The sequence below is a fragment of the Nocardia sp. NPDC050799 genome, from assembly GCF_040654015.1.
Classification (GTDB): Bacteria; Actinomycetota; Actinomycetes; order Mycobacteriales; family Mycobacteriaceae; genus Nocardia.
Genome location: NZ_JBFAHF010000030.1, coordinates 1 through 21,890, shown reverse-complemented (window position 1 = coordinate 21,890; position 21,890 = coordinate 1). Strand labels below are relative to the sequence as shown.

Below are 21,890 nucleotides of genomic sequence, written 5' to 3'. Positions count from 1 at the left end.
GCGCTCTCGGTTATAGCTTGCGGTTATTGTTATGACCGATGACACAGGAGAGTAGCGAGCTCTCAGCGCTCTTGCAGCGCTGCGGCCACTCGGATGCCGAGGCTTTCGCCGAACTGTATGACCGGACCCGCACCCGGGTCTTCGGTCTGGTGTTGCGTGTCCTCCAGGATTCCGGGTTCGCCGAGGAGACCACTCAAGAGGTCTACCTGCAGACTTGGCGCACGGCGGCGAGTTTCGATCCGGCGCGCGGCTCGGCGGTGACCTGGCTGATGACACTTGCCCATCGCCGCGCGGTCGACCGGGTGCGTGCCGAGCAGGCCCACACCCAGCGCGAGATCGCCTATGGTGCCCGGGTACTCGGGCACGAATACGACGAGGTCATCGAGGAGGTCGAGCGCATACTCGACCATCAGGCCGTGGTCGTCGGGCTACGCACCCTGACCGAGACCCAGCGCGAGGCGATCTCACTCGCCTACTACGACGGCCGGACCTACGCCGAGGTGGCTCGTCACCTGGATATCGGGCTACCTACCGTCAAATCCCGTATCCGCGACGGCCTGATGAGGCTGAAGAAGAGCATGGGAGGGCCGGCTTCCCTCGGCGACCGGCGACCGATACGAGAACGGGCCGTTCACATTCCACAGCGGATGTGAACGGCCCGTTCCGGTTCGGCGGCCGGTTCTCACCGGAGCGGCGGGAACCGGCGAACCGGATCGCGATCAGTGGGCGTGGCCGTGCCCGTGGTCGTTCTCCTCTTCGGCGGGCTTCTCCACCACGGCGCTCTCGGTGGTCAGCACCATTCGCGCCACCGACGCCGCGTTGATCACGGCCGACCGGGTCACCTTGACCGGGTCCACGACACCGTCGGCGAGCAGATCACCGTAGGTGAGGGTGGCGGCGTTGAAGCCTTCCTTGCCCTCCCCGACCTTGCTGACGACGACGGCACCGTCGAGACCGGCATTGGTGGCGATCCAGTACAGCGGGGCCCGCAGCGCGCCGCGCAGCACCTCGGCACCCACGGCCTCGTCCCCGGACAGACCGGAGATCAGCCCGTCGAGCTTGGTGCCCGCCTGGACCAGCGCGGTACCGCCACCCGGGACGATGCCCTCCTCGACAGCGGCCTTGGCCGCGCTGACCGCGTCCTCGACCCGGTACTTGCGCTCCTTGAGCGCGGTTTCGGTGGCCGCGCCGACCTGGATCACCGCGACACCGCCGGCCAGTTTGGCCAGCCGCTCTTCCAGCTTCTCGCGGTCCCAGTCGGAATCGGTGGCCTCGATCTCGCGGCGCAGCTGGGCGCTGCGGGCCGCGATATCGTCGGCGCTGCCTCCGCCGTCGATAATCGTGGTGGTGTCCTTGGTGACCACCACGCGCCGGGCCGAGCCCAGCACCTCCAGGCCGGAGTCGCGCAGATTGATGCCGAGATCCGGGTTGACGACCGTGCCCGCGGTGACCACGGCCAGATCGTCGAGGAATGCCTTGCGGCGGTCGCCGAAGAACGGCGCCTTGACCGCAACGGCCTTGAGAGTCTTGCGGATCGAATTGACGACCAGGGTGGACAGCGCCTCACCCTCGACGTCCTCGGCGATGATCAGCACCGGCTTACCGGATTCGGCGATCTTCTCCAGCAGCGGCAGCAGGTCCGGCAGGGAGCTGATCTTCTCGCGATGCAGCAGGATCTGCGTATCCTCCAGCACGGCTTCCTGGCTGTCACCGTCGGTGATGAAGTACGGCGACAGGTAGCCCTTGTCGAACTGCACGCCCTCGGTGACCACGAGTTCGGTCTGCAGGGTCGAGGATTCCTCGACGGTGACCACGCCGTCCTTGCCGACGGTGGTCAGCGCCTTGCCGACCATTTCGCCGATGACCTCGTCCCGCGAGGAGACGGTGGCGACCTGGGCGATGGCCTGTTCGCCGCTGACCGGGGTGGCCGCGGCCAGCAGGGCCTCCGACACCGCGTCCGCGGCCTTGGCCAGGCCCACGCCGATCGCGATCGGGTTGGCGCCCGCCGCGATGTTCTTCAGTCCGCCGCGCACCAGGGCCTGGGCCAGCACGGTCGCGGTGGTGGTGCCGTCACCGGCGACATCGTTGGTCTTGGTGGCGACGCTTTTGACCAGCTGGGCGCCGAGGTTCTCGAACGGGTCCTCGAGATCGATATCACGCGCGATGGTGACACCGTCGTTGGTGACGGTGGGGCCGCCGAACGATTTGGCCAGCACCACATGCCGGCCCCGCGGGCCGAGAGTGACCTTGACCGCATCGGCGAGCTTGTCGACACCGCGCTCCAGCGCCCGGCGAGCCTGCTCGTCGAACTGGATCTGCTTTGCCATATGTCTTCGCTCCTGTATCTGGTGCGCTTCGAGTTGTGTGGCACAAAGCACTCCGCCCCGGGTCACCGTGCGACACCGGGGCGGAACGCATGCGCGGCAGTCGATTACTTGCCGACGACAGCCAGCACGTCGCGCGCGGACAGGATCAGGTATTCCTCACCCTGGTACTTGATCTCGGTACCGCCGTACTTGCTGTAGATGACGGTGTCGCCCTCCTGGACATCCAGCGGGATGCGCTTCTCACCTTCGTCGTCCCACCGGCCGGGGCCGACGGCGACAACGGTGCCCTCCTGCGGCTTCTCCTTGGCCGTATCGGGAATGACCAGGCCGGAGGCGGTCGTCGTCTCGGCCTCGTTGGCCTGGACGAGGATCTTGTCCTCGAGCGGCTTGATGTTCACGCTCGCCACGTTGAGCCCTCCACTTTCAGGGGATAACGGTCGTCCGGAACTGTTGTCCCGGACCATCGATTCGGTCACGATGCTGACCCTGCGCAAAGCCCCGTCGTCGCGGGTGCCGGGACCGCCTGCTCAGTGGTCAAGCCTGGCACCGGGCAACAATCGGTGCCGACTAGCACTCTATACATGAGAGTGCCAGCGCTCAAGGGCGGGCGCTGCCAATGCGGGACCGATTCGACACGATTCGGTCTCGCTGTCACCAAGACGCCATCCGCCGTGCTCGCTGGTCGCCGGGTTAGGAGCCCGAAAGCCGGGTAGACCAAGGGAAGAGGGCTTCCCAATAATTCTCCGACTCTGTAACGTTCGGATAACAGATCGTGACACCATGTGTGATGGTTGTTCGCGAAACCACCGTTCACCGCAGACGACGGCGGTTTCGCGAACACCTTCAGGCATGCCCGGACCTCACCATCCGGCACGGCCGCCGCGTCCACTCGAAGGGAGGTGAAGAGAGTATGCGCACATCGCTCGGCATCTCCGCCGGGAACGAAGTGGTGTGCTCCGCCCTGGTCACCACCGCGGCCAACGGCGCCCGCACCTTCGATTACCGGGTGGTCTCCGCGGACGCGCATTCCGATCTGGGGGATCTGGTCGCCTCCTCCATCGAGCTGATGACCACTCAGCTCCCCGCGAGCCATTCCCACGAGGCGGTTTTCGGCACCCAGCTGCCCGCGACACAGACTTCCGGGCTCGACGTGATGGCCGACCGCCCACCCACCGGTGTCGCGGTCGCCTACCGGAGCCAGGAGCAGGCGCACGCGATCCGGCTCGCCACCGGTAAACAGCGCGAACCACAACTGGTTCCGGAGACCACCGCGGCGCTCACCTTCCTGCGCGACACCGGCCTGCTCGACCGCTACGGCACGGTGGCCGTAGTCGACCTGGGCGCCTCCGGCTGTACCGTCTCGGTGGCCGACCCGGCCGACGGCGCCGTGCTGCACACCGCGCGGTCCACCACGGTCAGCGGCCGCGCGATCGACGACCTGCTGTACCGGCATCTGGTCGATCAGCACTACGCCCGGCGCGGCACCCGGCCCAATCGCAGTGTCCTGGTGAACCGGGCCCGCACCGCCAAGGAGCACCTGTCGGTGACCCAGGCCGTCACCATCGACCACATCGCGGGCAAACCGCTCAAACTCACCCGCGCCGATTTCGAATCGCTCACCGCCGGCGTGTGGCGCGAGATGGCGCGGTTCGCGTCGAGGACCTTCGGCCTGGCCGATCGCGCCCCGGAAGCGGTGGTGGTGATCGGCGGCGGCGCGAACATCCCGGCGGTACTGGAAATCCTGCGCGGCGAACTGGAGCTTCCGGTGCTGACGGTGCCGGACCCGGACGCGGTGATCGCCAAAGGCGCTGCGCTGCTCGCCGATACCGCCCGCTCCAGCGCGCCGATCGGCGCGCTGACCCCGGACAAGTCCGGTAACACCCTGCTCAAGGCGTTCGGCACAGTAGCCGGCGCCATCGTGGTGGTGGGGCTGATCGTCGGGTACGGCGTCAACACCATGGCCCCGAGTTCCGACGAAGAGGTCTCCCCGGCCGGTACCACCAGCAGCGCTCAGCTGCCGACCACCGCCACCATCGCGCCGACAACCACCACCACTGTGGTGCCCGGCACCACCGAGGACATCCCCCAGCAGCCCGTCGAGGAGCCCGCCGACGCCGGTGAGCCGAGTACGACGCTCGCCGAGCCCCCGGTGACCGGCGACCCCGGCACCGGCGAGTACCCGTCGACGAACGAGATCCCCTCCACCTCGGGCGAACCGTCCACGAGCACCACGCCGAGCACCGAGCCGTCCCCGCCCACCCTGCGGCCGGATCCGAACCTGCCGCATATCCCGTTCCCGGAGGGAATCGGTCCGGGCACACCGGTCCCCCCGTCCTCGCCGGGTGAGTTGCCGACGGATCAGCCGTCCACCTCGGACGTGCCGCCCCCGTCCGGATCGCGGCAAACCCAGACAACACTGGAGGTTCCGCCTCCACAACCCCCTCGATTGCCCAATTCGGGTTCGGCGGGATAGCCGTCCACCGCTGCGCGGTGCCCGCAGATACGCGATACCACCGGACTCCACCGGCGGCTCGGACAACGTCCGGTAAGCCTCCGGGTGGCTCCCGGTACGGCGGCGTGCCCGTCGAGGAAGTCGACGACTCCGCCCGGCTACCGGGTCGGGTCGGTGGCCGCCGGTCAGCCCACCTGACTGACCGATACCGGCAGCCCGGGATCGGAGGCCACGGACAGCGGTGACGGCGCCGCGCCGCCGCCGATCACATGCGCGCCCAACGCCGCGATCATCACGCCGTTGTCCGTGCAGAGCCGGGGTTCCGGGATGCGCAGTGTCAAACCGGCCGCGGCGCACCGTTCCTCGGCCAGCGAGCGGATCCGCGTATTGGCGGTCGCGCCGCCGCCCAGTACCAGGGTGTCCACACCCACATCCTGCGCCGCGCGCACCGCTTTCATGGTGAGCACATCGGCGACCGACTCCTGGAACGAGGCCGCGATATCGGGAATCGGCAGCTGCTCCGGCTCGACACCCTGACGGGCCTGCGCCTCCACATAGCGTGCGACCGCGGTCTTCAACCCGGAGAACGAGAAGTCGTAGCGCGGGTCCCGCGGTCCGGTCATACCCCGTGGGAAGGCGATCGCCGCCGGGTCACCGGTGACCGCGGCCGCGTCCAGCGCGGGACCGCCCGGATAGCCGAGACCCAGTAGCCGGGCGACCTTGTCGAACGCCTCGCCGGCGGCATCGTCGACCGTGCTGCCCAATTCGATCAGCGGCTTCGACAGATCCTCGACGTGCAGCAGATGGGTATGACCTCCGGAGACCAGCAGTGCCACACAGGGCGGCATCGGGCCGTGTTCGAGGGTGTCCACCGCCACATGTCCGCCGAGGTGGTTCAGCGCGTAGAACGGGATATCCCAGGCCGCCGCATAGGCTTTGGCGGCCGCGACACCGACCAGCAGCGCTCCCGCCAGACCGGGGCCGATCGTCACCGCCAGGGCATCGGGCGCGGCGATCCCCGCCGCGGCGAGCGCGCGCCGCATGGCGGGCACGATCGCCTCGAGATGAGCCCGCGAGGCGATCTCGGGCACCACCCCGCCGAACCGGGCGTGCTCGGCCACACTGGAGGCGACCTCGTCGGCCAGCAGTTCACAGCTACCGTCGGGACGGCGGCGCACGATGCCCACCCCGGTCTCGTCACAGGAGCTCTCGATGCCCATGACGATCACGACAGCACCCCGTCCGGTGTCCGGGCACCGAAGACCACCGGGACATCCTCCAACGCCGGACGGCGCATTGTGTACGCGTCCGCGCCGCTGGGGTGGTAGTAGTTCTTGCGCAGGCCGATGATGTGGAACCCGTGCTTGGCATACATGGAGATCGCGGCGGTGTTGTCGGTGCGCACCTCGAGGAACACCGGCCCGCCCCGCCGTCCGGCCTCGGTGAGCAGCGCCTCCAGCAGCAGCGTGCCGATACCGGCCCGGTGACAGGTCGGGTCCACCCCGATAGTGTGCACCTCGGCCTCCGGGTGCTCGGCGTCACCGAGCAGCGCGATTCCCGCGTAGCCCACCATGTTCCCGGCGTCGTCGCGGGCGGTGATGTAGCGGTTGTATCCCGCGGCCAGCTCGGAGCGGAATGCCACGGCCTGCCACGGATCGTCTTCCGGGAACAGCACCTGTTCCAATTCCACGCAGCCCGCGATATCGGTCGGCTCCATGGGTTCGATACGAATTCCCGTGGTACGAACTCCCATTGTCACGCTCCCATCCGGTCGAGAGTGCGGTAGCTGCGTTCGACCGCGTCGGGGCGGCGCAAATACAGCGGGACCAGCGGTTCGGGGATCACGCCCGACCGCAGCGCGGCCGCCGCCACCTGCACGAGCGCGGTCGGCGAGGGTGTCTGCACGGCCAGCGCGGGAAGTGCGAACAGCGCGGTGTGCGCGGCCGATCCGGCGATCTTGGTCGCACCGGCCACCGGCAGTTCGCCGGGTTTGCACACCTCGGGTCCGGCGACCCGGGTGCGGCCACGGTCGCGATAACGCGCGGCATAGACCTCGCGCCGGCGGGCATCGGTGACCACGAGCAATTCGTCGTCGGGCCCGAGTTCGGGCGCGCACTCGGCGGCGATCGCATCCAGACTGCACACACCGTGCACCGGAATACCCAGCGCATCACCGAACGCGGCCGCGGTGGCCATCCCGACCCGCAGCCCGGTGAACGGTCCCGGGCCGATCCCGGTGACCACCGCCCCGATATCGGCACGCGACACCCCGGCCTCGGCCAGGCATTCCAAGATCTGTGGGGTGAGCGCCTCGGCGTGCGCGCGGGCGTCGACCAGTACGCGGGCGGCAAGAGTGCGCGGTGCGGCGGCGTCCGAGGTGTTCGCACCGGCGGCCGCCTGCTCCAGTTCGACGAGACCCGCCGTGACGGCAGGCGTCGCGGTGTCGACAGCAAGTGCAAGCATGGTCTGGTCAACGATACCGGGTGACCCGCTTCACACGGCGGTGGCGCACGGCGCCCCAGCAGCGAGGTTGCCGATTTCGTGCGACCTAGTGCGCCGCCCCGGTGTGCACCCACTCCCAAGATGCCGTGCGGACTTCGGATTCCGGCTCCCGCGACATTCGCACCAGCAGATGCCGGCCGGTCAGCCGCTCCGCCATCCCGCCACCCCACTCGACCACCACGACCGCGTCGTCGAGTTCGGTATCCAGATCGAGCGCGTCGAGTTCGTCGAGGCTGCCGCCGAGCCGATAGGCGTCGACATGGACCAGCGGCACCGGCGGGCCGTCGGCGCGTTCACCCGCCGGATGCCGGCGCGCGATGACGAAGGTCGGCGAGCTCACCCGCCCCCCGACCCCGAGGCCGGACGCGATACCGCGGGTCAGGGCCGTTTTACCGGCACCCAGCGGTCCGTCGAGCACCACCAGGTCGCCGGCCCGCAGCCCACCGGCCAGTTCCCGCCCGAGCGCCTCGGTATCGGTGACCTCCGGCAGCAGGCGTTCGCCGCGGTCAGCCACCGGTGGCCTCCCACCGGTCGTCCTCGCCGACCACTCCGGCCCGCACCAGCAACCGGTCCAGCGCGGCGTTGGTCTCCTCCGGGTACTGCAGCTGCGGCATATGTGCCGCCTCGGGGAGCCGGACGAGTTCGCAATCGGCCAATTCGCGTGCCAGCACACGGGAATTGCGAAAGGGAATGACCAGGTCCCGGGTGCCGCCGAGGACCAGCGTCGGGGTATCGCGCAGCACCGGCAGGGCCGCCGCCTCGTCGTGCAGTTCGATGGCCTTCAGGAACTTCACCACGGTTTCCACCGGGGTGCGGTCGATCATCATGGTGGTGAACCGCGACAGCGTCGGACTGACCGGCCCGTGGAACGAACTCACGTGCAGGATCGGCGTGATCACATGGCGAGCGGTGGCCCGTCCGGCCTGTACCAGCGCCGGAGCGGTGTGCACGGCCAACCGGAATCCGTCGATCGCGGGGTTGCGCAGCAACTGCCCGATACCGGAGGAGGCGACCTCGGCGGCCGCGGTGGACAGCAGCGCGACACCGTGCACCCGTTGCGCGAAGAGACCGCCGGCATGGGCGGCCGCGGCGAGTACCGCCATCCCGCCCAGCGAATGCCCGACCAGAATCAACGGCCCGCGCGGCGCGCGCGCGTCGATCACGGTGAGCAGGTCGCGACCGAGCTGGGACACCGTGCAGCTGTCGGTTTGCGGCGTTCCCGAACGGCCGTGGCCGCGCAGATCGAACAGCACCAGCCGCAACCGTGAACCCCAGCGCTGCGCCAGGTGCCGACGCTGGAAATGGAACGACTCCATGCTGTTGCAGAAACCGTGCACGAAAACGACTGTGGCGTCCGCGTCGCCGGAACCCCACTCCCGGGTGGCCAGGCACACACCGTCGTCGGCGAGTACCTCACCGGCCCGGTCGAGATCGATCAGGGCGAAGTTCTCGTCCCGGTACTCGTCGCGGACGGGCGGCCACAGTACTTTCGCGCCGGCCCGGCGCAGCGCGTGCACGCCGGCCATGGCGCCGACCACCCCGGCGGTGGCCAGCCCACCGCGCAACAGGGTCGTTCGTCGTTTCATCGGGTACCCCCTCGATACCGCCGGTGTACCCGGCCACGGGGCGCGCACACCACTTCGTAGTGGATGGTGCCGAGCAGATCGGCCCAATCCTGGGCCCGCGGTTCACCGTGGGAGCCCGGGCCGAACAAGATCGCGGTATCGCCTTCGGCCACACCCTCGGCATTGTCACCCAGGTCCACCACCAGCTGATCCATGCACACCCGGCCGCGGTTGGGACGGTTGCGTCCACCGACCCACACCTGCATCCGTCCACCCAGGGTACGGAACACACCGTCGGCGTATCCGGCGGGAATCAGCGCGGCGGTGGTGTCGGCCGGGGCGACCCATTCGTGCCCGTAGGACACCCCTTCACCCTTGGGGACTTGTTTGACGAGCGCCACTTCGGCCTGGAAGGTCATCGCGGGTCGCAGCTCGAATTCGCCGATATCGGGTACCGGGGTGAGCCCGTACACGGCGATACCGGGGCGCACCATATCGAAGGCCAGGTCGGGCCGGGTCAGTGTGGCCGCGGAATTGGCCAGGTGCACTAGTTCGGGCTCCAGACCGTATTCTTTGGCCGCCGCGATGGCGTCGAGGAACCGGTCGCGTTGCAGGTCGATGGTCGGGTGATAGGGCTCGTCGGCGTGTGCGAGATGGGAGAAGATCGCCCGGAAACGCACCACCCCCTCGTCGACCAGCTTCCGCAGGGCCGCGAGAACCACGGGATAGACCCCCTGCTCGATCCCGTTGCGATTGAGCCCGGTGTCGACCTTGAGACTCACGACAGCCTGTTCGCCCAGGTCGCGGGCGGCCGCGGCGACGACGTCCAACTGCTCCGCCGAGGAGATACCGATCTCGATTTCGGCGGCGACGGCCGCGGCGTAATCCGCGTCACAGATATTGAGCCAGCACAGGATCGGCGCCTCGATTCCGGCCTCGCGCAGCGCCACCGCCTCGGCCACCGTGGTGACCCCCAGTTCGGCCGCGCCCGCGGCCAGCGCCGTCCGGGCGACCTCGACGGCGCCGTGGTTGTAGCCGTCCGCCTTGACGACCACCATCACCGCGGCGTCGCCTGCGTGCGCACGCAGCACCTTGACGTTGTGTGCGATGGCGTCCAGGTCGACAACTGCTTCCACTTGACCGTTCACACCTGCCGATACTGCCATCCCGGTGCGCGGAGGCGACGGCGGCCACCCGCGGGGCCGGGCGTGCGTATCTCAGGCAGACAGCGCGCGCAGCGTCGCGATGGCGGCGGGGATATGACGCAGCAGCGGGGTCGCCGAGACGGGGGCGGCGGCCCCGCCCGGAGTGTCATGGGCGGCGAGGCCCGCGGCGAGTGCGTGCACGCGGGCCGCGGCGGCCGCGGCGGGGAGCGGATCGCGGCCCGCGGCGAGCAGCGCCCCGATCACCCCGGAGAGCACGTCACCGGCACCGGCGGTGGCGGCCCAGGAACCGCCGGCCTCGTTGACCAGCACCTGCCGCCCGGGGGCGGCGACCAGGGTCGCCCGGCCTTTCAGCAGCACGGTGACCTGCCACGATTCGGCGAAATTCCGGACCGCGGCGACCCGGTCGGGTGCCGGCTCCGCACCGGTGAGCCGGCGGAACTCACCGGCGTGCGGAGTGAGCACGGTGGGAGCCCGGCGACCCCGGACCAGCTCCGGTTCACTCGCCAGCAGGGTCAGACCGTCGGCATCGACGACGACCGGCAGGTCGGTGGCCAGGATCTCGGCCAGGTGATCGCGCGCGCCGGGATCGGTCCCGGAGCCCGGACCGAAGACCCAGGACTGCACCCGGCCCGCATCCGCCGGATCGGCTACCGCGATCACCTCCGGATACTGCGCGAGCACCGCGGACGCGGCGGTACCCGCGTAGCGCACCATCCCGGAGGTCGCGGCCACCGCCGCACCCGTACAGAGCACGGCCGCGCCCGGGTAGGTCGCGCTCCCGGCCTGCACCCCGGTGACACCCTGCGTGTACTTGTCGTCCGCGGCTCCCGGCACCGGCCAGGCCGCGCCCACCGCGGCGGGAGCCAACGCGGCCAGGCCGGGCTCGGACAGCCGTAAACCGATGGGTATCAGCTCGATCCGGCCGCACCGGTCCGCGGCCAGCGCGTGCACGGGTTTACGGGCGCCGAAGGTGACGGTGACCGCCGCCCGGACCGCGGGCCCGGACACCGCGCCGGTATCCGGGTCGACTCCACTGGGCAGATCGGCCGCGATGATCGGAACATCGACTTCACGAATAATTCTCGCCGCATCCGGGCGCAGCGGACCGCGGCCGGAGATACCGACGATCCCGTCGATCACCAGATCGGCGTCGGCGATTTCCCCGACCGCCGTCACCGGGTCGGCGCACACCCGTCCGCCGGCGCGGCGCAGGGCGGCCAGCCCGGCCGTATGCGCCCGCGCCGGATTCAGCAGTACCGCGGTCACCGCGACACCCCGCCGGCGTAACGTCACGCCCGCCCACAGCGCGTCCCCGCCGTTATCGCCCGAGCCCACCAGCAACGCCACCGTCCGCCCCGCGACCCCGCCGCGACGCGCCCGCAACTCGGCCGCGACCACCGTGGCCAGGCCGTACGCGGCTCGGCGCATGGGCACTCCGTCAGGAACTCTGGTGAACAGTTCGGCCTCGGCGAGGCGCACCTGGTCGGCGGTGTAATAGCCGAGCGGCTGGGTCACCGAACACACCTCCGTGGACGGACGGGCAGCGATGCCAGCAGACTACGCTTGACCTCCATGTCCAGAGTTCACCGCGCCGTACTCGTCCCGGCCGCCGGATTCGCCCTCGTCACGGCACTGCTGTCCGGCTGCGGCTCCGGTGATGCGGCAGAAGAGGTAGCGAAAACCGATACCTCCGGCGCACATTCGCGCCACGACCCGGAGGCCACCGTCACCGTCGAGGTCGAAGACGACCACTTCTCGCCGGGCGATATCACCATCTCCGCCGGCGATACGGTGTCCTGGCATTTCGACGGCGACCTGCCACACGGTGTCCAGGGCATCGGCGACAAGGCGATGAGCATCAACAGCCCGTTGTTCGAGGTGGGCGATTGGAGCCACACCTTCACCCAGCCGGGCGAATACCGCTACCTGTGCCCGATCCACCCGGATATGCGCGGCACCATCACGGTCGAGGAGTAGACGGGGCAACCGGGGCACCGGTTACCCCGTCGGCTATTCCACGGTGACGGATTTCGCCAGGTTCCGCGGTTTGTCCACGTCGTAGCCGCGGGCCTGCGCCACCTCCGCGGCGAAGATCTGCAGCGGCACCGTCGACAGCAGCGGTTGGTAGAGGGTCGGCGCGGACGGAATCTCGATCAGATCGTCGGCGAACGGGCGCACCAGATCGTCACCTTCCTCGGCGATCACGATCGTGCGCGCCCCGCGAGCCTGGATCTCCCGAATATTGCTCAGCAGTTTGGAGTGCAGCACCCCGCGCCCCTTGGGCGAGGGCATGACCACGATCACCGGCAGCCCGCCCTCGATCAGCGCGATCGGGCCGTGCTTGAGCTCACCCGCGGCAAAACCCTCCGCGTGCATATACGCCAGTTCCTTGAGTTTGAGTGCACCTTCGAGCGCCACCGGGTATCCGACATGGCGGCCGAGGAACAGGATGGTGCGTTCGCGCGCCAGTTCCCGGGCGATCGCCCGCACCTGCGGCGCCGTTTCCAGCACCTGCTCCACCAGCTTCGGCATGGCCTCCAGCTCGGCGAACTCACGTGCCACCTCGTCGGGGTACTTGGTACCGCGCGCCTGGGCCAGCGCCAGCCCGACCAGCAGGTTCGCCGTCACCTGCGCGAGGAACGCCTTGGTGGAGGCGACCCCGATCTCCGGCCCGGCCCGGGTGTAGAGCACCGCGTCGGATTCACGCGGGATCTGCGCGCCGTTGGTATTGCAGACCGCCAGCACCCGGGCCTTCTGGCTCTTGGCGTGCCGGACGGCTTCCAGTGTGTCGGCCGTCTCACCGGACTGGGAGACCGCCACCACCAGGGTCGAGCGGTCCAGTACCGGGTCCCGATAGCGGAACTCGCTGGCCAGCTCCACTTCCACCGGCAGCCGCGTCCAGTGCTCGATGGCGTACTTGGCGACCAGGCCGGAGTGGTAGGCGCTACCGCAGGCCACCACGAAAACCTTCTCGACATCGCGCAACTCCTGGTCGGAGAGGCGCTGCTCGTCCAGCACGATCCGACCGGCCCGGCCGGGGGTCTGATCGAAGTGACCGATGAGCGTATCGGCGACCGCGCCGGGCTGCTCGTCGATCTCCTTGAGCATGAAGTAGTCGTGACCGCCCTTTTCGGCGGCGGCCAGATCCCAGTCGATGGTGAACGGCCGGGTGCTCACGCCTTCGGTGGAACCGTCGAAGTCGGTGACGCGGTAGCCGTCGGCGGTGATCACCACGGCCTGGCCCTCGCCGAGCTCGACCGCCTCGCGGGTGTGCTCGATGAACGCGGTCAGATCGGAGGCGATGAACATCTCGTTCTCGCCCACACCGACGACCAGCGGAGTCGAATGACGTGCCGCAATGACCTTTCCCGGATGGTCGGCATGCGTGAACACCAGCGTGAACGCACCCTCGAGCCGCCGGAGTACCGAAAGCGTGCTGGCCTCGAAGTCGCCCGCGGTCGGCCCCGCGGCGTAGGCCCGGGCGACCAGGTGCACGGCGACCTCGGTATCGGTCTCACTGCGCAGTTCGACACCGGCGTCCTCGAGTTCACGCCGCAGCTGGGCGAAGTTCTCGATGATGCCGTTGTGCACGACCGCGACCTTGCCGCTCACATCCTGGTGCGGATGGGCGTTGCGGTCGGTCGGCGCGCCGTGGGTGGCCCACCGCGTATGTCCCATACCGGTGGTGCCGGCGAATTCGTCCGGGGCCGCGGTGTCCAATGCCGCTTCCAGGTTGCTCAGCCGCCCGGCGCGCCGTTCGATCGCCGCGCCACCGGCGCCGTCGAGAATCGCCACGCCCGCCGAGTCGTAACCTCGGTACTCCATGCGGCGCAAGGCAGCGACGACGACGCCCAACGCGTCCCGGTACCCGACGTACCCCACGATTCCGCACATGGCTCCCCAGCCTACTTATCGGCTAACGTTCTCGTCGTGTCGGCGTCTGTGAAATCACTTCTGAGCACTCTGACCGGCCGCGGCCCGCATCGGGTGCTCCGCGGCAATCTTGCCATCGCGGGTCAGCCCGGGGTGGTGTACACGCCCGAGACCGGCCGCGATCTACCCGCGGTCGCGTTCGGGCACGGCTGGCTGAACGGCGCCGGCAACTACCGCACGCTGCTCGAGCACCTCGCGTCCTGGGGCATCGTGGCGGCCGCCCCCGATACCGAGCGCGGCCCGCTGCCGTCGCATCTGAACCTCGCCACCGACTTACTCACCACCCTCGATATCTGCACCGGAGTCCGGCTCGGCGACGGCACCCTCACCGTGCACCCCGAACGCCTGGCGCTGGCCGGCCACGGGATGGGCGCGGGCGCGGCCGTACTCGCCGCCGCCCAGCGCCCGGTGGCCGCGGTGGCCCCGCTGTTCCCGGCGCCCACCGCCCCCGCCGCCACCTCGGTGGCCGGTGACCTCACCACCCCGGCACTGATCCTGGCCGGGGTGAGCGATTTCGATTCGCCGAACTCCGACGCGGTCTCCCTCGCCGCGACCTGGGGTGGTCCGGTGATCCTGCGCACTCTCGACGGCGCGGGTCACAACGGGCTCGCCGAAGGCCGCCGGCTACTGGCCGCACTCGGCGGCGGCAAGCACGAGGAGAAGACGGCCCGCACCACCCGCGCTCTGCTCACCGGGTATCTGCTGCACACCCTGCTCGGCGACAAGACCTATAAGCCGTTCGCCGACCCGGAGACCTCGATCCGCCACACTCACGTCATCGACCCGGCAGTGGCCCTTCTGAACCAGGAGGAGAGCCGGAAAGCCGCCGCGACCCCCGACCCGGCCGCGGTCGGCAAACTCGTCCGGACACTCCGTAAGTAACGCCGACACCCCACCGGAGAAGAACCGTCCGGTCGTGGTCCGCCGGCAGAGGCTTGGCCGGCACCGAACAGACCAGGACGGGTCCGCCCCGCGACTCTGCGGGACCTGGGTGACTCCGCGGCCGGGAAACACCGGCGCATTCGAAACCTGCCGCGGTTCGCTCGTTTTCGACTTATCGATCGTGTCGGGACGACCATGAGCGGTATCGGCCCCACCGCCGAGGTCGGTCGTAGGAAATTCCATATATCGGCACCGTGATCTCAGCTGATAGTGATGCCCATCACACACTGTCAGGATTTCCGGAGCTGCGGTGTCTTGTACTCGAACCCCTCGAGACGAAGGAGACACCGTGAACAAGAACATCGACGTGGTGGTGATCGGCGGCGGGTATGCGGGAGTGATGGCGGCCAATCGCCTGACGCAGCGCGACGACGTGACGGTGACCGTGATCAATCCGCGCGAAGCCTTCGTCCCACGGCTGCGATTGCACCAGTTGGTGAGCGGGACCCACGATGCGATCGTCGACTATCGGGATGTCCTGGCCGACGGCGTCCGGCTGGTCGTCGGCAGTGTGACCCGGATCGATGCCGCCGGACGCAACGTGACGCTGACCGACGGCAGCACGATCGGCTACGACTACCTTGTATACGCCGTGGGCAGCGCCGCCGCCGGGCCGCGGGTGCCGGGTGCGGCCGAATTCGCCCACCCGGTCGCCACATTGGAAGCGGCGCAGAAACTGCGGTCGGAACTGTTCGATACACCGTCGACGGCGGCGGTAACGGTCGTCGGAGGAGGACCGACCGGTATCGAGACCGCCGCGGAGCTGGCCGAGCGGGGCCGCCCGGTCACCTTGGTCTGCGGCGGTGTTCTCGGTCCGTACCTGCACCCCAAGGCTCGGCGTACAGCCCGCAAGTATTTTGCCGGGCTGGGAGCGACCGTTATCGAAGGGCCCGACGCGAAGGTCACCGCGGTCACGCGGGACGCCGTAGAGCTCGGCGACGGCCGGACGTTGGCGAGTGCGGTCACGATCTGGACGGTGGGTTTCGGCGTACCCGACCTCGCCGGCCGCAGCGGGCTGAGCACCGATGCCGCCGGGCGTCTACTCACCGACGAGACACTGACCAGCGTCGACGACGAGCGCATTGTCGCGGCAGGTGACTCATCGGCTCCGTCGGATCTGCCGTTCCGGATGAGCGCCTACACCGCGTACTGCCTCGGAGCGCACGCTGCCGACACACTGCTGCACCGCATCGCGGGTGAACAGCCTTCCCCCATCGACCTGGCTTTCCCCGCCATGTGCCTCAGTTTCGGCCGGGAAGCCGGGATCTACCAGCTCGGCCACAAAGACGAGACCGCCATGCGGCTGTACTTCAGCGGCTTCGTGGGCAAGAAACTCAAGGAATTCGCCTGCGAGGCAGGCATCAAGCATCTGGCGACCGAGGCGCACAAGCCGGGTTCACACCACTGGTTCAAAGACGGCAAACACCGGCCGCAGCTGCTGCAGGCCCAGCGCGACAACGCGGCGGCACCGGTCGCATAGGACACTGCGCGGCGGCGCCCACCGGACGCCGCCGCGCACATATCGCCGGCGAGAGCTGAGCATTTCGTACGCGACGGTGAACAGCGGCAATGTGCACGACGGGCTGCCCCGCCCCACCTATCGATCCGTTCAGCGGCCGCGACCTCGGATATCGCAGCGGCGGACGGCCACGATATTCGGCACGCCATCGTGCCCCGGCGCACGTCCTGACAACAGCTCGCTCCAGCCGGGCCACGCCCCGTCACGACCCCGAATCGCCACCAGTCCGAATATCAACTCCCCGGCACTCGCATGCACCCATTTCCGCAGCAGGACCCGGTTCCCGCCGATGATGGCAAGTGGTATCGGCACCAGCACATAGCTGTACGTTCTCGGCATATCCACCGCGATCACCAGCATGCCCAATACAAGAGCCGGGCCGAACAGCAGGATCAGGTCGATCAACGCGGCACCCATCGAGCGCAGCTTGCGTGGTGACGGATACCGCCTATCTCCCTCGGACCCGTGGTATCCCGGTAGAAACTGAGGCGTACTCGTCAACCCGAAGGCATCCCCCGAACTCATCGGATGATGGTGACACACCCGGCGAATTCTCTTTCGACAGGATGACCGGTTCCACCAGAAATTGAATGGTTCCGACACCCGACGTAGGATGCCGGAGCGATTCGCGCCCAAGTCCTTTCGTTGGCGGATCGGGCGAGCTGGATGTTCTTGTCAGGGGAAGGTGTCGATGGCCGCCGAGATGGATCTGGACCGCGCGATAGCGGGGTTCGCGCAGATGGCCGCCGATGCGGAGCGCAGAGCTCAGCGGTTCGCCGAGTTACAGGAGCGGATGACAGCTCTGACGGCGACCGAATCGGGCGCCGGCGGTCGAGTCGGCGTCACTGTGGACAGTAGCGGCGTTCCGACCGCGATCGATCTGGCACCGGGTGTGCGGGACATGGATTCGCGTGTGCTGTCCGCCGAGATCCTGGCGTGTATGCGGCGGGCGCAGGGAAAGCTCCGGCCGGGCATTGCCGGACTGGTGCACGATATCGTCGGCGAAGATCCGGCCGGTGCCGCACTCGTCGACGGTTTCGACCGGCGCTTCCCGGAGCCGGAGCCAAGTGCGACGACGGCGCCGGATCTCGATCCGCCGCAGACCCGCCGTTCATCGCCGCCGGCTGCCGTCCCGCCGTCCCCTCGGGATGTTCCGGCGCCACCCGCGTGGGACTCCACACCACCTTCGGCACCACGCACATCCGGCAAGGATCAGGTCGTCACTCCGGAGGAACCCGACGAAGAGACCGAGTACTACCGCCGGAAATCGTGGTTGGAGTGATCGATGACCGACAATCCTGACAGTGTCTCGGTCGATCCCGAGGAAGTGCGAAATCACGCGGACAACGTCGAGGCGCTCATGGGCAGCCTGGACAAATGCCTGGAAGCCGCCAACTACCTCGCATCGGCAGATGACGGGTACGGGAACTGGCTACGGCCGGCGATAAGAGGGCTGTTCGAGGACAACCACCGGTCGACCATCGAAGTGATTCGCGCGGCCGGTGAGCGCACCGCCCAGGTGCCGGAGAAGCTGAAGGCGACTGCCACCTCCTTCGAAGACGCGGACGGGTCGTTCGCCACGACGCTACAGGGACTGCAGGCGGCAATAGGGGAATCCGAATGAGCTTCGACGATGCCGCGCCACCCGACAACGATCTCATCGAGGACGAATCCCACTACAGCAATGCCTACTTCCAGGAGGATGTCTCCTGGCTTTCCAATGTCGGGCTCGAAGGCGACGAAGAGACCGGCGGCCTGGGTGTACTCAAAGGCACCGCCGCCGGTGACGCGTGGGATATCTACGGGAATCTACGAAACGACAACACCGGTGAGGCGGTCTTCGGTGCAGCCGGGGTCGTAGCGACCGCGGTCGAGGCGGTCAAGGATCCATTCGGTTTTGCGGGCACCCAGATCGCGAAATGGATGTTGGAGCATATCGAACCGCTCAGGCAGGCCTACGAGGAACTCACCGGCAACCCCACGATCGTTGAGGCATATTCGACTTCCTGGCACGCCATTTCGACCGAACTGTCCACGACGAAGGCCCAATGGCAGCGCACCATCGAGACGGACATCAACACCTGGTCCGGCAGCGCGGGCGACGCATACCGCAAACATGCCGGAGAGGTTCTCACCGCGATCGACACCGCCGCGGCCGCAGCGGCTGCTCTCGGCGATTTGATGGACAAAGCATCCAAAGTCATCGCCATAGTCCGGGATCTGGTGCGCGATATCATCGCTGCCCTGCTCGGCGCGGCCATCGGATATACGATCGAGCTCGCGGTGACCGCAGGCGCGGCTGCCGGGCATGTCATTGCCTCGTTCCTGGCGAAGCTCGCGAAGAGCAGCCTGGACACAATGACTTATCTGAAGAAACTCAACGACGTGATCTGGTCATGGGGGACGTACACCGAACCACTCACGAGAATCCTGCAGAACTATATGAGTTGGCGGAATTCCGGTGATACGGCAACCGGGCAACCCGCGGCGACGTAGTCGGGTTCGGTTCGCATAGTGAGAACCCGACTGTTCGCTACGCGGCCCTCCAGCGCCCTGGGTCGGCGCCCATCGAGGTTGCGCGAATAAGCCCGCACAGTTCGCGATTGCTCAGACCAGCCAGCTGTTACGCCGGTAGTACTGGGCTTCGTCGTCTCCGTCGTCGTCCACGGGTGCGACGACCCGCTGATTGCGCCGCGCCGCCGCCGATCGCGCTATCGCCTCCCGGCGAGTGCGTAGTTCCTCATCGTCGAGCCGCGCCGTACCGGCTTCCCGTACCCGGCCGGACTCCGTTCCGGGCTGCCGCCCGGTAACGCGCGACTGCTCGTCCACCGGTATCACCTGCTCGTTCGAGCCGGATTGCCCGCCTTGTTCTCGGGCTGCTGCGTCTTCTCGGGCTGCTGTGTCGTCGACGCGTTCCGCCGGTTCCCGCCGGAACTGCCGCATCTCGGCGGCTGCCTGCTCGGTCAATTCACGGCTGCGTGCCTCGGACCGCCGCTTGGCCTCCGCCATCCGTTCCACCATGTGGTCGGCGTATCGCCGGCATTCCTCACCGATCCGTTCGACTTCACTCGCCATGCCCACCTCGCCGATCGTGCCGTGGAACCGTCAACCATGCCCCGCCCGTGGTCACAGCGGGCCCGCCTCGGCCAGCTGCGCACCCGTATCCACCGCGGGTGCCGGCGGCGGCGCGGGTTCCTCGGGTTCGGCGGCGTCCTCTTCGGGCTGCTGCACCGGGTAGCTCTGCGGCTGATGCTCGCCGTCTTCCTGTTTCGTTCCGGCCGGGGCGCCGGGCACCCCCGCCGGGCGGCCGGCGGGCTGCTGTTCCTCGGTCGCGGGCGGAGCCGTGGCACCGGGCTGATTCTCGCCGACGATCACCGGGGTGCCGTCCGGCCCGACCTCCACCTTGTAGGTGACCGGCTCGCCCTCCGCATCGTCCACCACGAGGTTCAACCGACCGTCGGAACCGACTTCGAGCTTGTAGTTCTTACCGTTGAACTCGACACCCTTATCGGTATCCGGCCTCCCGTCACCGTCGGTATCCGCGTCCGGCTTGCCGTCACCGTCCACATCGGCGTCCGGCCTGCCGTCGCCGTTCAGATCCTTGTCGGGCTTGCCGTCACCGTCCGCATCGGCGTCCGGCCTGCCGTCGCCGTCCAGATCCTTGTCGGGCTTTCCGTCACCGTCGGCATCCTGATCCGGCTTTCCGTCACCATCGAGATCTTTCTCGGGCCCGTCCTCGCCGTCCGGATCGAGCACCTGCTCGGCCTGTTCCCGCAACTGCTCGAGTGTGCTGCCGACCTGCTCGCTCGCCGCACTCACCAGGCTGCTCAGTCCCTCGGCCAGCTGGGTCCCGATACCGGACGACGCGAGCTGGGTGCCGAGTTGCGCGATGGTGGACAACGGGTTATCGGTAGTGGCCGCCGGGTTCGTCGAGGGTGTACCGGTCGTGGACGGGGTGGTGGTTGTCGACGGGGTATTCGTGGTCGACGGGGTATTCGTGGTCGACGGGGTATTCGTGGTCGACGGAGTAGTGCTGGTGGACGGGGTCCCCGTGCTGCTGGGCTGGTTGGTACCGGCGGGGCTAATGGGTTGCGACGGGGAGGTCGTCGAAACCCTGGGGCACGGATACTTCGTCACGTTCAGGCCGGTGAACGCCTTGACCAGTTCGTCGTAGATACCCGAGACCTTGTCATTCGTCTGGTTGCAGGCATCTACGAATTCTTTGAGGTTCGACTCGTATTCGACCCGGAAGGTCTCATCGAGCCATTTATGACAGAAGTCGCTTATCTTCTTCTGCTTGGTGTCGCCCGAGGCGATAATCAGATTATCCCACGCGCTGATTTCGAGCTCCGGGAATATGTTTTTTATCTTCCCCACCAGGCTATCGTCGCTGGCGACGTTACTCCAGCCCCATCCCCGGGCGGCGGTGATGATGCTGTCTATATCTTGGGCGGTCTTACCCTGCACCTTGGGATCACCGTCCAGCAGAATGCCCTCGGCAGCCTTCGCTTTGATCGCCACCGCCTGCCGCAGAGCCTGCGGCGCCGGGTCCATTTCCTCGTGGACCTTGCGTACGATATTGATATCGGCCTCGGACAGCTGGAGTTGCGTGGCGATCATGCTCGCCGCCCGGGTCGCCGCTTCTCCCGACCACACCACAGGGAGAGTCCGGGCGAGAACAGCCTGCTGATTGCGCTCCGTGGCGACCCGGTCGAGAACGGTCTTCAGCGTATCGGCGCCTCGCCGGAAGGCATCCTCGTTCAAGCCGTTCTGGTGATAAAAGAGTTTGTGCAGGTCCGCATAACGCTTGAAATCGAGCGGGGTCGCGTCACCCACCCATCGGAGGTATCGGACCTCCAATATCTCGAAATAGCGCAGCGCCTTCGATCCGATTTCGAGTAGTTCGGTGCAGCCGCGATTCTCCGCCGCGGGCGCGCTCGGGTTGTCGGCCATTGCTCAGCTCGCCGCCTGCTGCGTATTTACGGCGTTTTCCTTGTCCACCGTGGAGAAATCGATCACGGCCTGCCCCATCGCATCACCGGTGAGCTGGGTGGCCTCGGCCCAATCGTTGAGCCATTGCTGTACCGCCTCGAGACCGGCGTGAACGGCATCCCCCTGCTTCTTGTACTCGGCACCGGTATCGGCGGGAGCGATCATGCTGCCGGCGACGCCTCCTGCCTGCCCCTTCACCACATCGGCACTGGTACGCATATTGTTCGCCAGACCCACCAGGGCGTCCCCCTGCATCCCGACGGTCTGATCACCCGTACTCATGGGTCTCCCTCCGTATCCCCGCCCCTCCCGGGTGACCCCCGATCGGCCCTGCGGTGCTCGTCCTACCCGGTTCGACGCGCCGGCTCGGGCGGCGGTTCCATCCCGCTCCGCGCGTCCGGCGCCCCGATCACTCCCCCACTGTCCCCTGATCGGTCTGCCGCCACTCGCCCGTCCCATCCGGATTGCGGTGATATTCCCAAGCCGAATAAT

Annotated in this window: 23 protein-coding genes; 8 read left to right on the top strand and 15 right to left on the bottom strand. The window is 68.0% G+C overall.

Features of this window, described 5'->3' with window-relative positions; all coding sequences use genetic code 11:
- Positions 1 to 38 precede the first annotated feature (38 nt).
- Positions 39 to 653, top strand: a complete 615-nt coding sequence (sigK, locus tag AB0H42_RS26350; RefSeq protein WP_357060540.1) for an ECF RNA polymerase sigma factor SigK — start codon at positions 39 to 41, stop codon at positions 651 to 653.
- A 66-nt stretch (positions 654 to 719) separates the two neighbouring features.
- Here sigK and groL read toward each other — a convergent pair whose 3' ends face one another.
- Both groL and groES read right to left on the bottom strand, forming a co-directional pair.
- The gene (gene groL / locus AB0H42_RS26345; protein WP_357060537.1) at positions 720 to 2,327 is read right to left on the bottom strand and encodes a chaperonin GroEL; all 1,608 of its coding nucleotides are present in this window, start codon (positions 2,325 to 2,327) and stop codon (positions 720 to 722) included.
- A gap of 104 nt (positions 2,328 to 2,431) precedes the next feature.
- The gene (gene groES, locus AB0H42_RS26340; protein ID WP_030522227.1) at positions 2,432 to 2,734 is read right to left on the bottom strand and encodes a co-chaperone GroES; all 303 of its coding nucleotides are present in this window, start codon (positions 2,732 to 2,734) and stop codon (positions 2,432 to 2,434) included.
- Between the two features lie 503 nt (positions 2,735 to 3,237).
- On the opposite strand from groES, the gene AB0H42_RS26335 reads away from it, so the two are divergent.
- On the top strand, positions 3,238 to 4,800 hold the full coding sequence (locus AB0H42_RS26335) for an Hsp70 family protein (RefSeq protein ID WP_357060534.1): 1,563 nt from the start codon (positions 3,238 to 3,240) through the stop codon (positions 4,798 to 4,800).
- 164 nt (positions 4,801 to 4,964) lie between these two features.
- Here AB0H42_RS26335 and tsaD read toward each other — a convergent pair whose 3' ends face one another.
- From tsaD to AB0H42_RS26300, 7 genes are all read right to left on the bottom strand, one after another.
- Entirely contained in the window at positions 4,965 to 6,008 is a 1,044-nt protein-coding gene (gene tsaD, locus AB0H42_RS26330; RefSeq protein ID WP_357060532.1) for a tRNA (adenosine(37)-N6)-threonylcarbamoyltransferase complex transferase subunit TsaD, read from the bottom strand.
- Positions 6,005 to 6,532: a ribosomal protein S18-alanine N-acetyltransferase gene (gene rimI / locus AB0H42_RS26325; RefSeq protein WP_265803753.1), complete on the bottom strand. Its 528-nt coding sequence runs from the start codon at positions 6,530 to 6,532 to the stop codon at positions 6,005 to 6,007. The genes tsaD and rimI overlap by 4 nt, the downstream gene beginning before the upstream one ends.
- 2 nt (positions 6,533 to 6,534) lie before the next feature.
- Positions 6,535 to 7,242, bottom strand: a complete 708-nt coding sequence (tsaB, locus tag AB0H42_RS26320) for a tRNA (adenosine(37)-N6)-threonylcarbamoyltransferase complex dimerization subunit type 1 TsaB (RefSeq protein ID WP_357060529.1) — start codon at positions 7,240 to 7,242, stop codon at positions 6,535 to 6,537.
- An 85-nt stretch (positions 7,243 to 7,327) separates the two neighbouring features.
- Complete coding sequence (tsaE, locus tag AB0H42_RS26315; RefSeq protein ID WP_030522232.1) at positions 7,328 to 7,795, bottom strand: tRNA (adenosine(37)-N6)-threonylcarbamoyltransferase complex ATPase subunit type 1 TsaE; 468 nt, start codon at positions 7,793 to 7,795, stop codon at positions 7,328 to 7,330.
- Positions 7,788 to 8,867, bottom strand: a complete 1,080-nt coding sequence (locus tag AB0H42_RS26310) for an alpha/beta hydrolase (protein ID WP_357060527.1) — start codon at positions 8,865 to 8,867, stop codon at positions 7,788 to 7,790. Before AB0H42_RS26310 ends, tsaE begins: the two co-directional genes overlap by 8 nt.
- Positions 8,864 to 10,012, bottom strand: a complete 1,149-nt coding sequence (gene alr / locus AB0H42_RS26305; protein WP_357060524.1) for an alanine racemase — start codon at positions 10,010 to 10,012, stop codon at positions 8,864 to 8,866. The genes AB0H42_RS26310 and alr overlap by 4 nt, the downstream gene beginning before the upstream one ends.
- A gap of 51 nt (positions 10,013 to 10,063) precedes the next feature.
- On the bottom strand, positions 10,064 to 11,527 hold the full coding sequence (locus AB0H42_RS26300) for an NAD(P)H-hydrate dehydratase (protein WP_357060521.1): 1,464 nt from the start codon (positions 11,525 to 11,527) through the stop codon (positions 10,064 to 10,066).
- 57 nt (positions 11,528 to 11,584) lie between these two features.
- Here AB0H42_RS26300 and AB0H42_RS26295 point away from each other — a divergent pair, with 57 nt between their 5' ends.
- Positions 11,585 to 11,989 (top strand): cupredoxin domain-containing protein, encoded by a 405-nt coding sequence (locus AB0H42_RS26295; protein WP_357060519.1) that lies wholly within the window; start codon positions 11,585 to 11,587, stop codon positions 11,987 to 11,989.
- Positions 11,990 to 12,022: 33 nt separating this feature from the next.
- Here AB0H42_RS26295 and glmS read toward each other — a convergent pair whose 3' ends face one another.
- Positions 12,023 to 13,906, bottom strand: coding sequence for a glutamine--fructose-6-phosphate transaminase (isomerizing) (glmS, locus tag AB0H42_RS26290; protein WP_357060516.1), 1,884 nt, complete (start codon positions 13,904 to 13,906; stop codon positions 12,023 to 12,025).
- Positions 13,907 to 13,942: 36 nt separating this feature from the next.
- Here glmS and AB0H42_RS26285 point away from each other — a divergent pair, with 36 nt between their 5' ends.
- Positions 13,943 to 14,827 carry a hypothetical protein gene (locus tag AB0H42_RS26285; protein WP_357060513.1) on the top strand — a complete coding sequence of 295 codons (885 nt, stop codon included), beginning with the start codon at positions 13,943 to 13,945 and terminating at the stop codon, positions 14,825 to 14,827.
- 349 nt (positions 14,828 to 15,176) lie between these two features.
- Positions 15,177 to 16,367 (top strand): FAD-dependent oxidoreductase, encoded by a 1,191-nt coding sequence (locus AB0H42_RS26280; RefSeq protein ID WP_357060510.1) that lies wholly within the window; start codon positions 15,177 to 15,179, stop codon positions 16,365 to 16,367.
- 129 nt (positions 16,368 to 16,496) lie between these two features.
- Here the strand turns inward: AB0H42_RS26280 and AB0H42_RS26275 are convergent, their stop codons facing one another.
- Entirely contained in the window at positions 16,497 to 16,823 is a 327-nt protein-coding gene (locus AB0H42_RS26275) for a hypothetical protein (protein WP_357060508.1), read from the bottom strand.
- A 274-nt stretch (positions 16,824 to 17,097) separates the two neighbouring features.
- Between AB0H42_RS26275 and AB0H42_RS26270 the strand changes: the two genes are divergently transcribed.
- From AB0H42_RS26270 to AB0H42_RS26260, 3 genes are read left to right on the top strand one after another with little or no spacing between them, the layout of a single operon-like run.
- Positions 17,098 to 17,688, top strand: coding sequence for a YbaB/EbfC family nucleoid-associated protein (locus tag AB0H42_RS26270; protein ID WP_357060505.1), 591 nt, complete (start codon positions 17,098 to 17,100; stop codon positions 17,686 to 17,688).
- Positions 17,689 to 17,691: 3 nt separating this feature from the next.
- On the top strand, positions 17,692 to 18,030 hold the full coding sequence (locus AB0H42_RS26265; RefSeq protein WP_357060503.1) for a hypothetical protein: 339 nt from the start codon (positions 17,692 to 17,694) through the stop codon (positions 18,028 to 18,030).
- Entirely contained in the window at positions 18,027 to 18,902 is an 876-nt protein-coding gene (locus tag AB0H42_RS26260; protein ID WP_357060500.1) for a hypothetical protein, read from the top strand. The genes AB0H42_RS26265 and AB0H42_RS26260 overlap by 4 nt, the downstream gene beginning before the upstream one ends.
- A gap of 111 nt (positions 18,903 to 19,013) precedes the next feature.
- On the opposite strand, the gene AB0H42_RS26255 is transcribed toward AB0H42_RS26260, so the two are convergent.
- From AB0H42_RS26255 to AB0H42_RS26240, 4 genes are all read right to left on the bottom strand, one after another.
- A complete protein-coding gene (locus AB0H42_RS26255; RefSeq protein WP_357060497.1) occupies positions 19,014 to 19,481 on the bottom strand; it encodes a hypothetical protein in 468 nt (155 codons plus the stop codon).
- 51 nt (positions 19,482 to 19,532) lie between these two features.
- Positions 19,533 to 21,359 (bottom strand): hypothetical protein, encoded by a 1,827-nt coding sequence (locus tag AB0H42_RS26250; protein WP_357060494.1) that lies wholly within the window; start codon positions 21,357 to 21,359, stop codon positions 19,533 to 19,535.
- Between the two features lie 3 nt (positions 21,360 to 21,362).
- Positions 21,363 to 21,680 carry a hypothetical protein gene (locus tag AB0H42_RS26245; RefSeq protein ID WP_357060491.1) on the bottom strand — a complete coding sequence of 106 codons (318 nt, stop codon included), beginning with the start codon at positions 21,678 to 21,680 and terminating at the stop codon, positions 21,363 to 21,365.
- A 127-nt stretch (positions 21,681 to 21,807) separates the two neighbouring features.
- On the bottom strand, positions 21,808 to 21,890 hold an 83-nt coding region (locus AB0H42_RS26240), incomplete at its 5' end, for a DUF6802 family protein (protein WP_357048596.1).

Bases quoted from the DNA above. Each gene is read 5' to 3' on its own strand.
- AB0H42_RS26250 (WP_357060494.1), bottom strand. From the start codon at position 21,359: ATGGCCGACAACCCGAGCGCGCCCGCGGCGGAGAATCGCGGCTGCACC.
- AB0H42_RS26295 (WP_357060519.1), top strand. From the start codon at position 11,585: ATGTCCAGAGTTCACCGCGCCGTACTCGTCCCGGCCGCCGGATTCGCC.
- rimI (WP_265803753.1), bottom strand. From the start codon at position 6,532: ATGGGAGTTCGTACCACGGGAATTCGTATCGAACCCATGGAGCCGACC.
- sigK (WP_357060540.1), top strand. From the start codon at position 39: ATGACACAGGAGAGTAGCGAGCTCTCAGCGCTCTTGCAGCGCTGCGGC.
- AB0H42_RS26335 (WP_357060534.1), top strand. From the start codon at position 3,238: ATGCGCACATCGCTCGGCATCTCCGCCGGGAACGAAGTGGTGTGCTCC.
- AB0H42_RS26275 (WP_357060508.1), bottom strand. From the start codon at position 16,823: ATGGGTGCCGCGTTGATCGACCTGATCCTGCTGTTCGGCCCGGCTCTT.
- tsaB (WP_357060529.1), bottom strand. From the start codon at position 7,242: ATGCTTGCACTTGCTGTCGACACCGCGACGCCTGCCGTCACGGCGGGT.
- alr (WP_357060524.1), bottom strand. From the start codon at position 10,012: ATGGCAGTATCGGCAGGTGTGAACGGTCAAGTGGAAGCAGTTGTCGAC.
- AB0H42_RS26255 (WP_357060497.1), bottom strand. From the start codon at position 19,481: ATGGCGAGTGAAGTCGAACGGATCGGTGAGGAATGCCGGCGATACGCC.
- AB0H42_RS26260 (WP_357060500.1), top strand. From the start codon at position 18,027: ATGAGCTTCGACGATGCCGCGCCACCCGACAACGATCTCATCGAGGAC.
- AB0H42_RS26245 (WP_357060491.1), bottom strand. From the start codon at position 21,680: ATGAGTACGGGTGATCAGACCGTCGGGATGCAGGGGGACGCCCTGGTG.
- groL (WP_357060537.1), bottom strand. From the start codon at position 2,327: ATGGCAAAGCAGATCCAGTTCGACGAGCAGGCTCGCCGGGCGCTGGAG.
- glmS (WP_357060516.1), bottom strand. From the start codon at position 13,906: ATGTGCGGAATCGTGGGGTACGTCGGGTACCGGGACGCGTTGGGCGTC.
- AB0H42_RS26310 (WP_357060527.1), bottom strand. From the start codon at position 8,867: ATGAAACGACGAACGACCCTGTTGCGCGGTGGGCTGGCCACCGCCGGG.
- AB0H42_RS26270 (WP_357060505.1), top strand. From the start codon at position 17,098: ATGGCCGCCGAGATGGATCTGGACCGCGCGATAGCGGGGTTCGCGCAG.
- AB0H42_RS26265 (WP_357060503.1), top strand. From the start codon at position 17,692: ATGACCGACAATCCTGACAGTGTCTCGGTCGATCCCGAGGAAGTGCGA.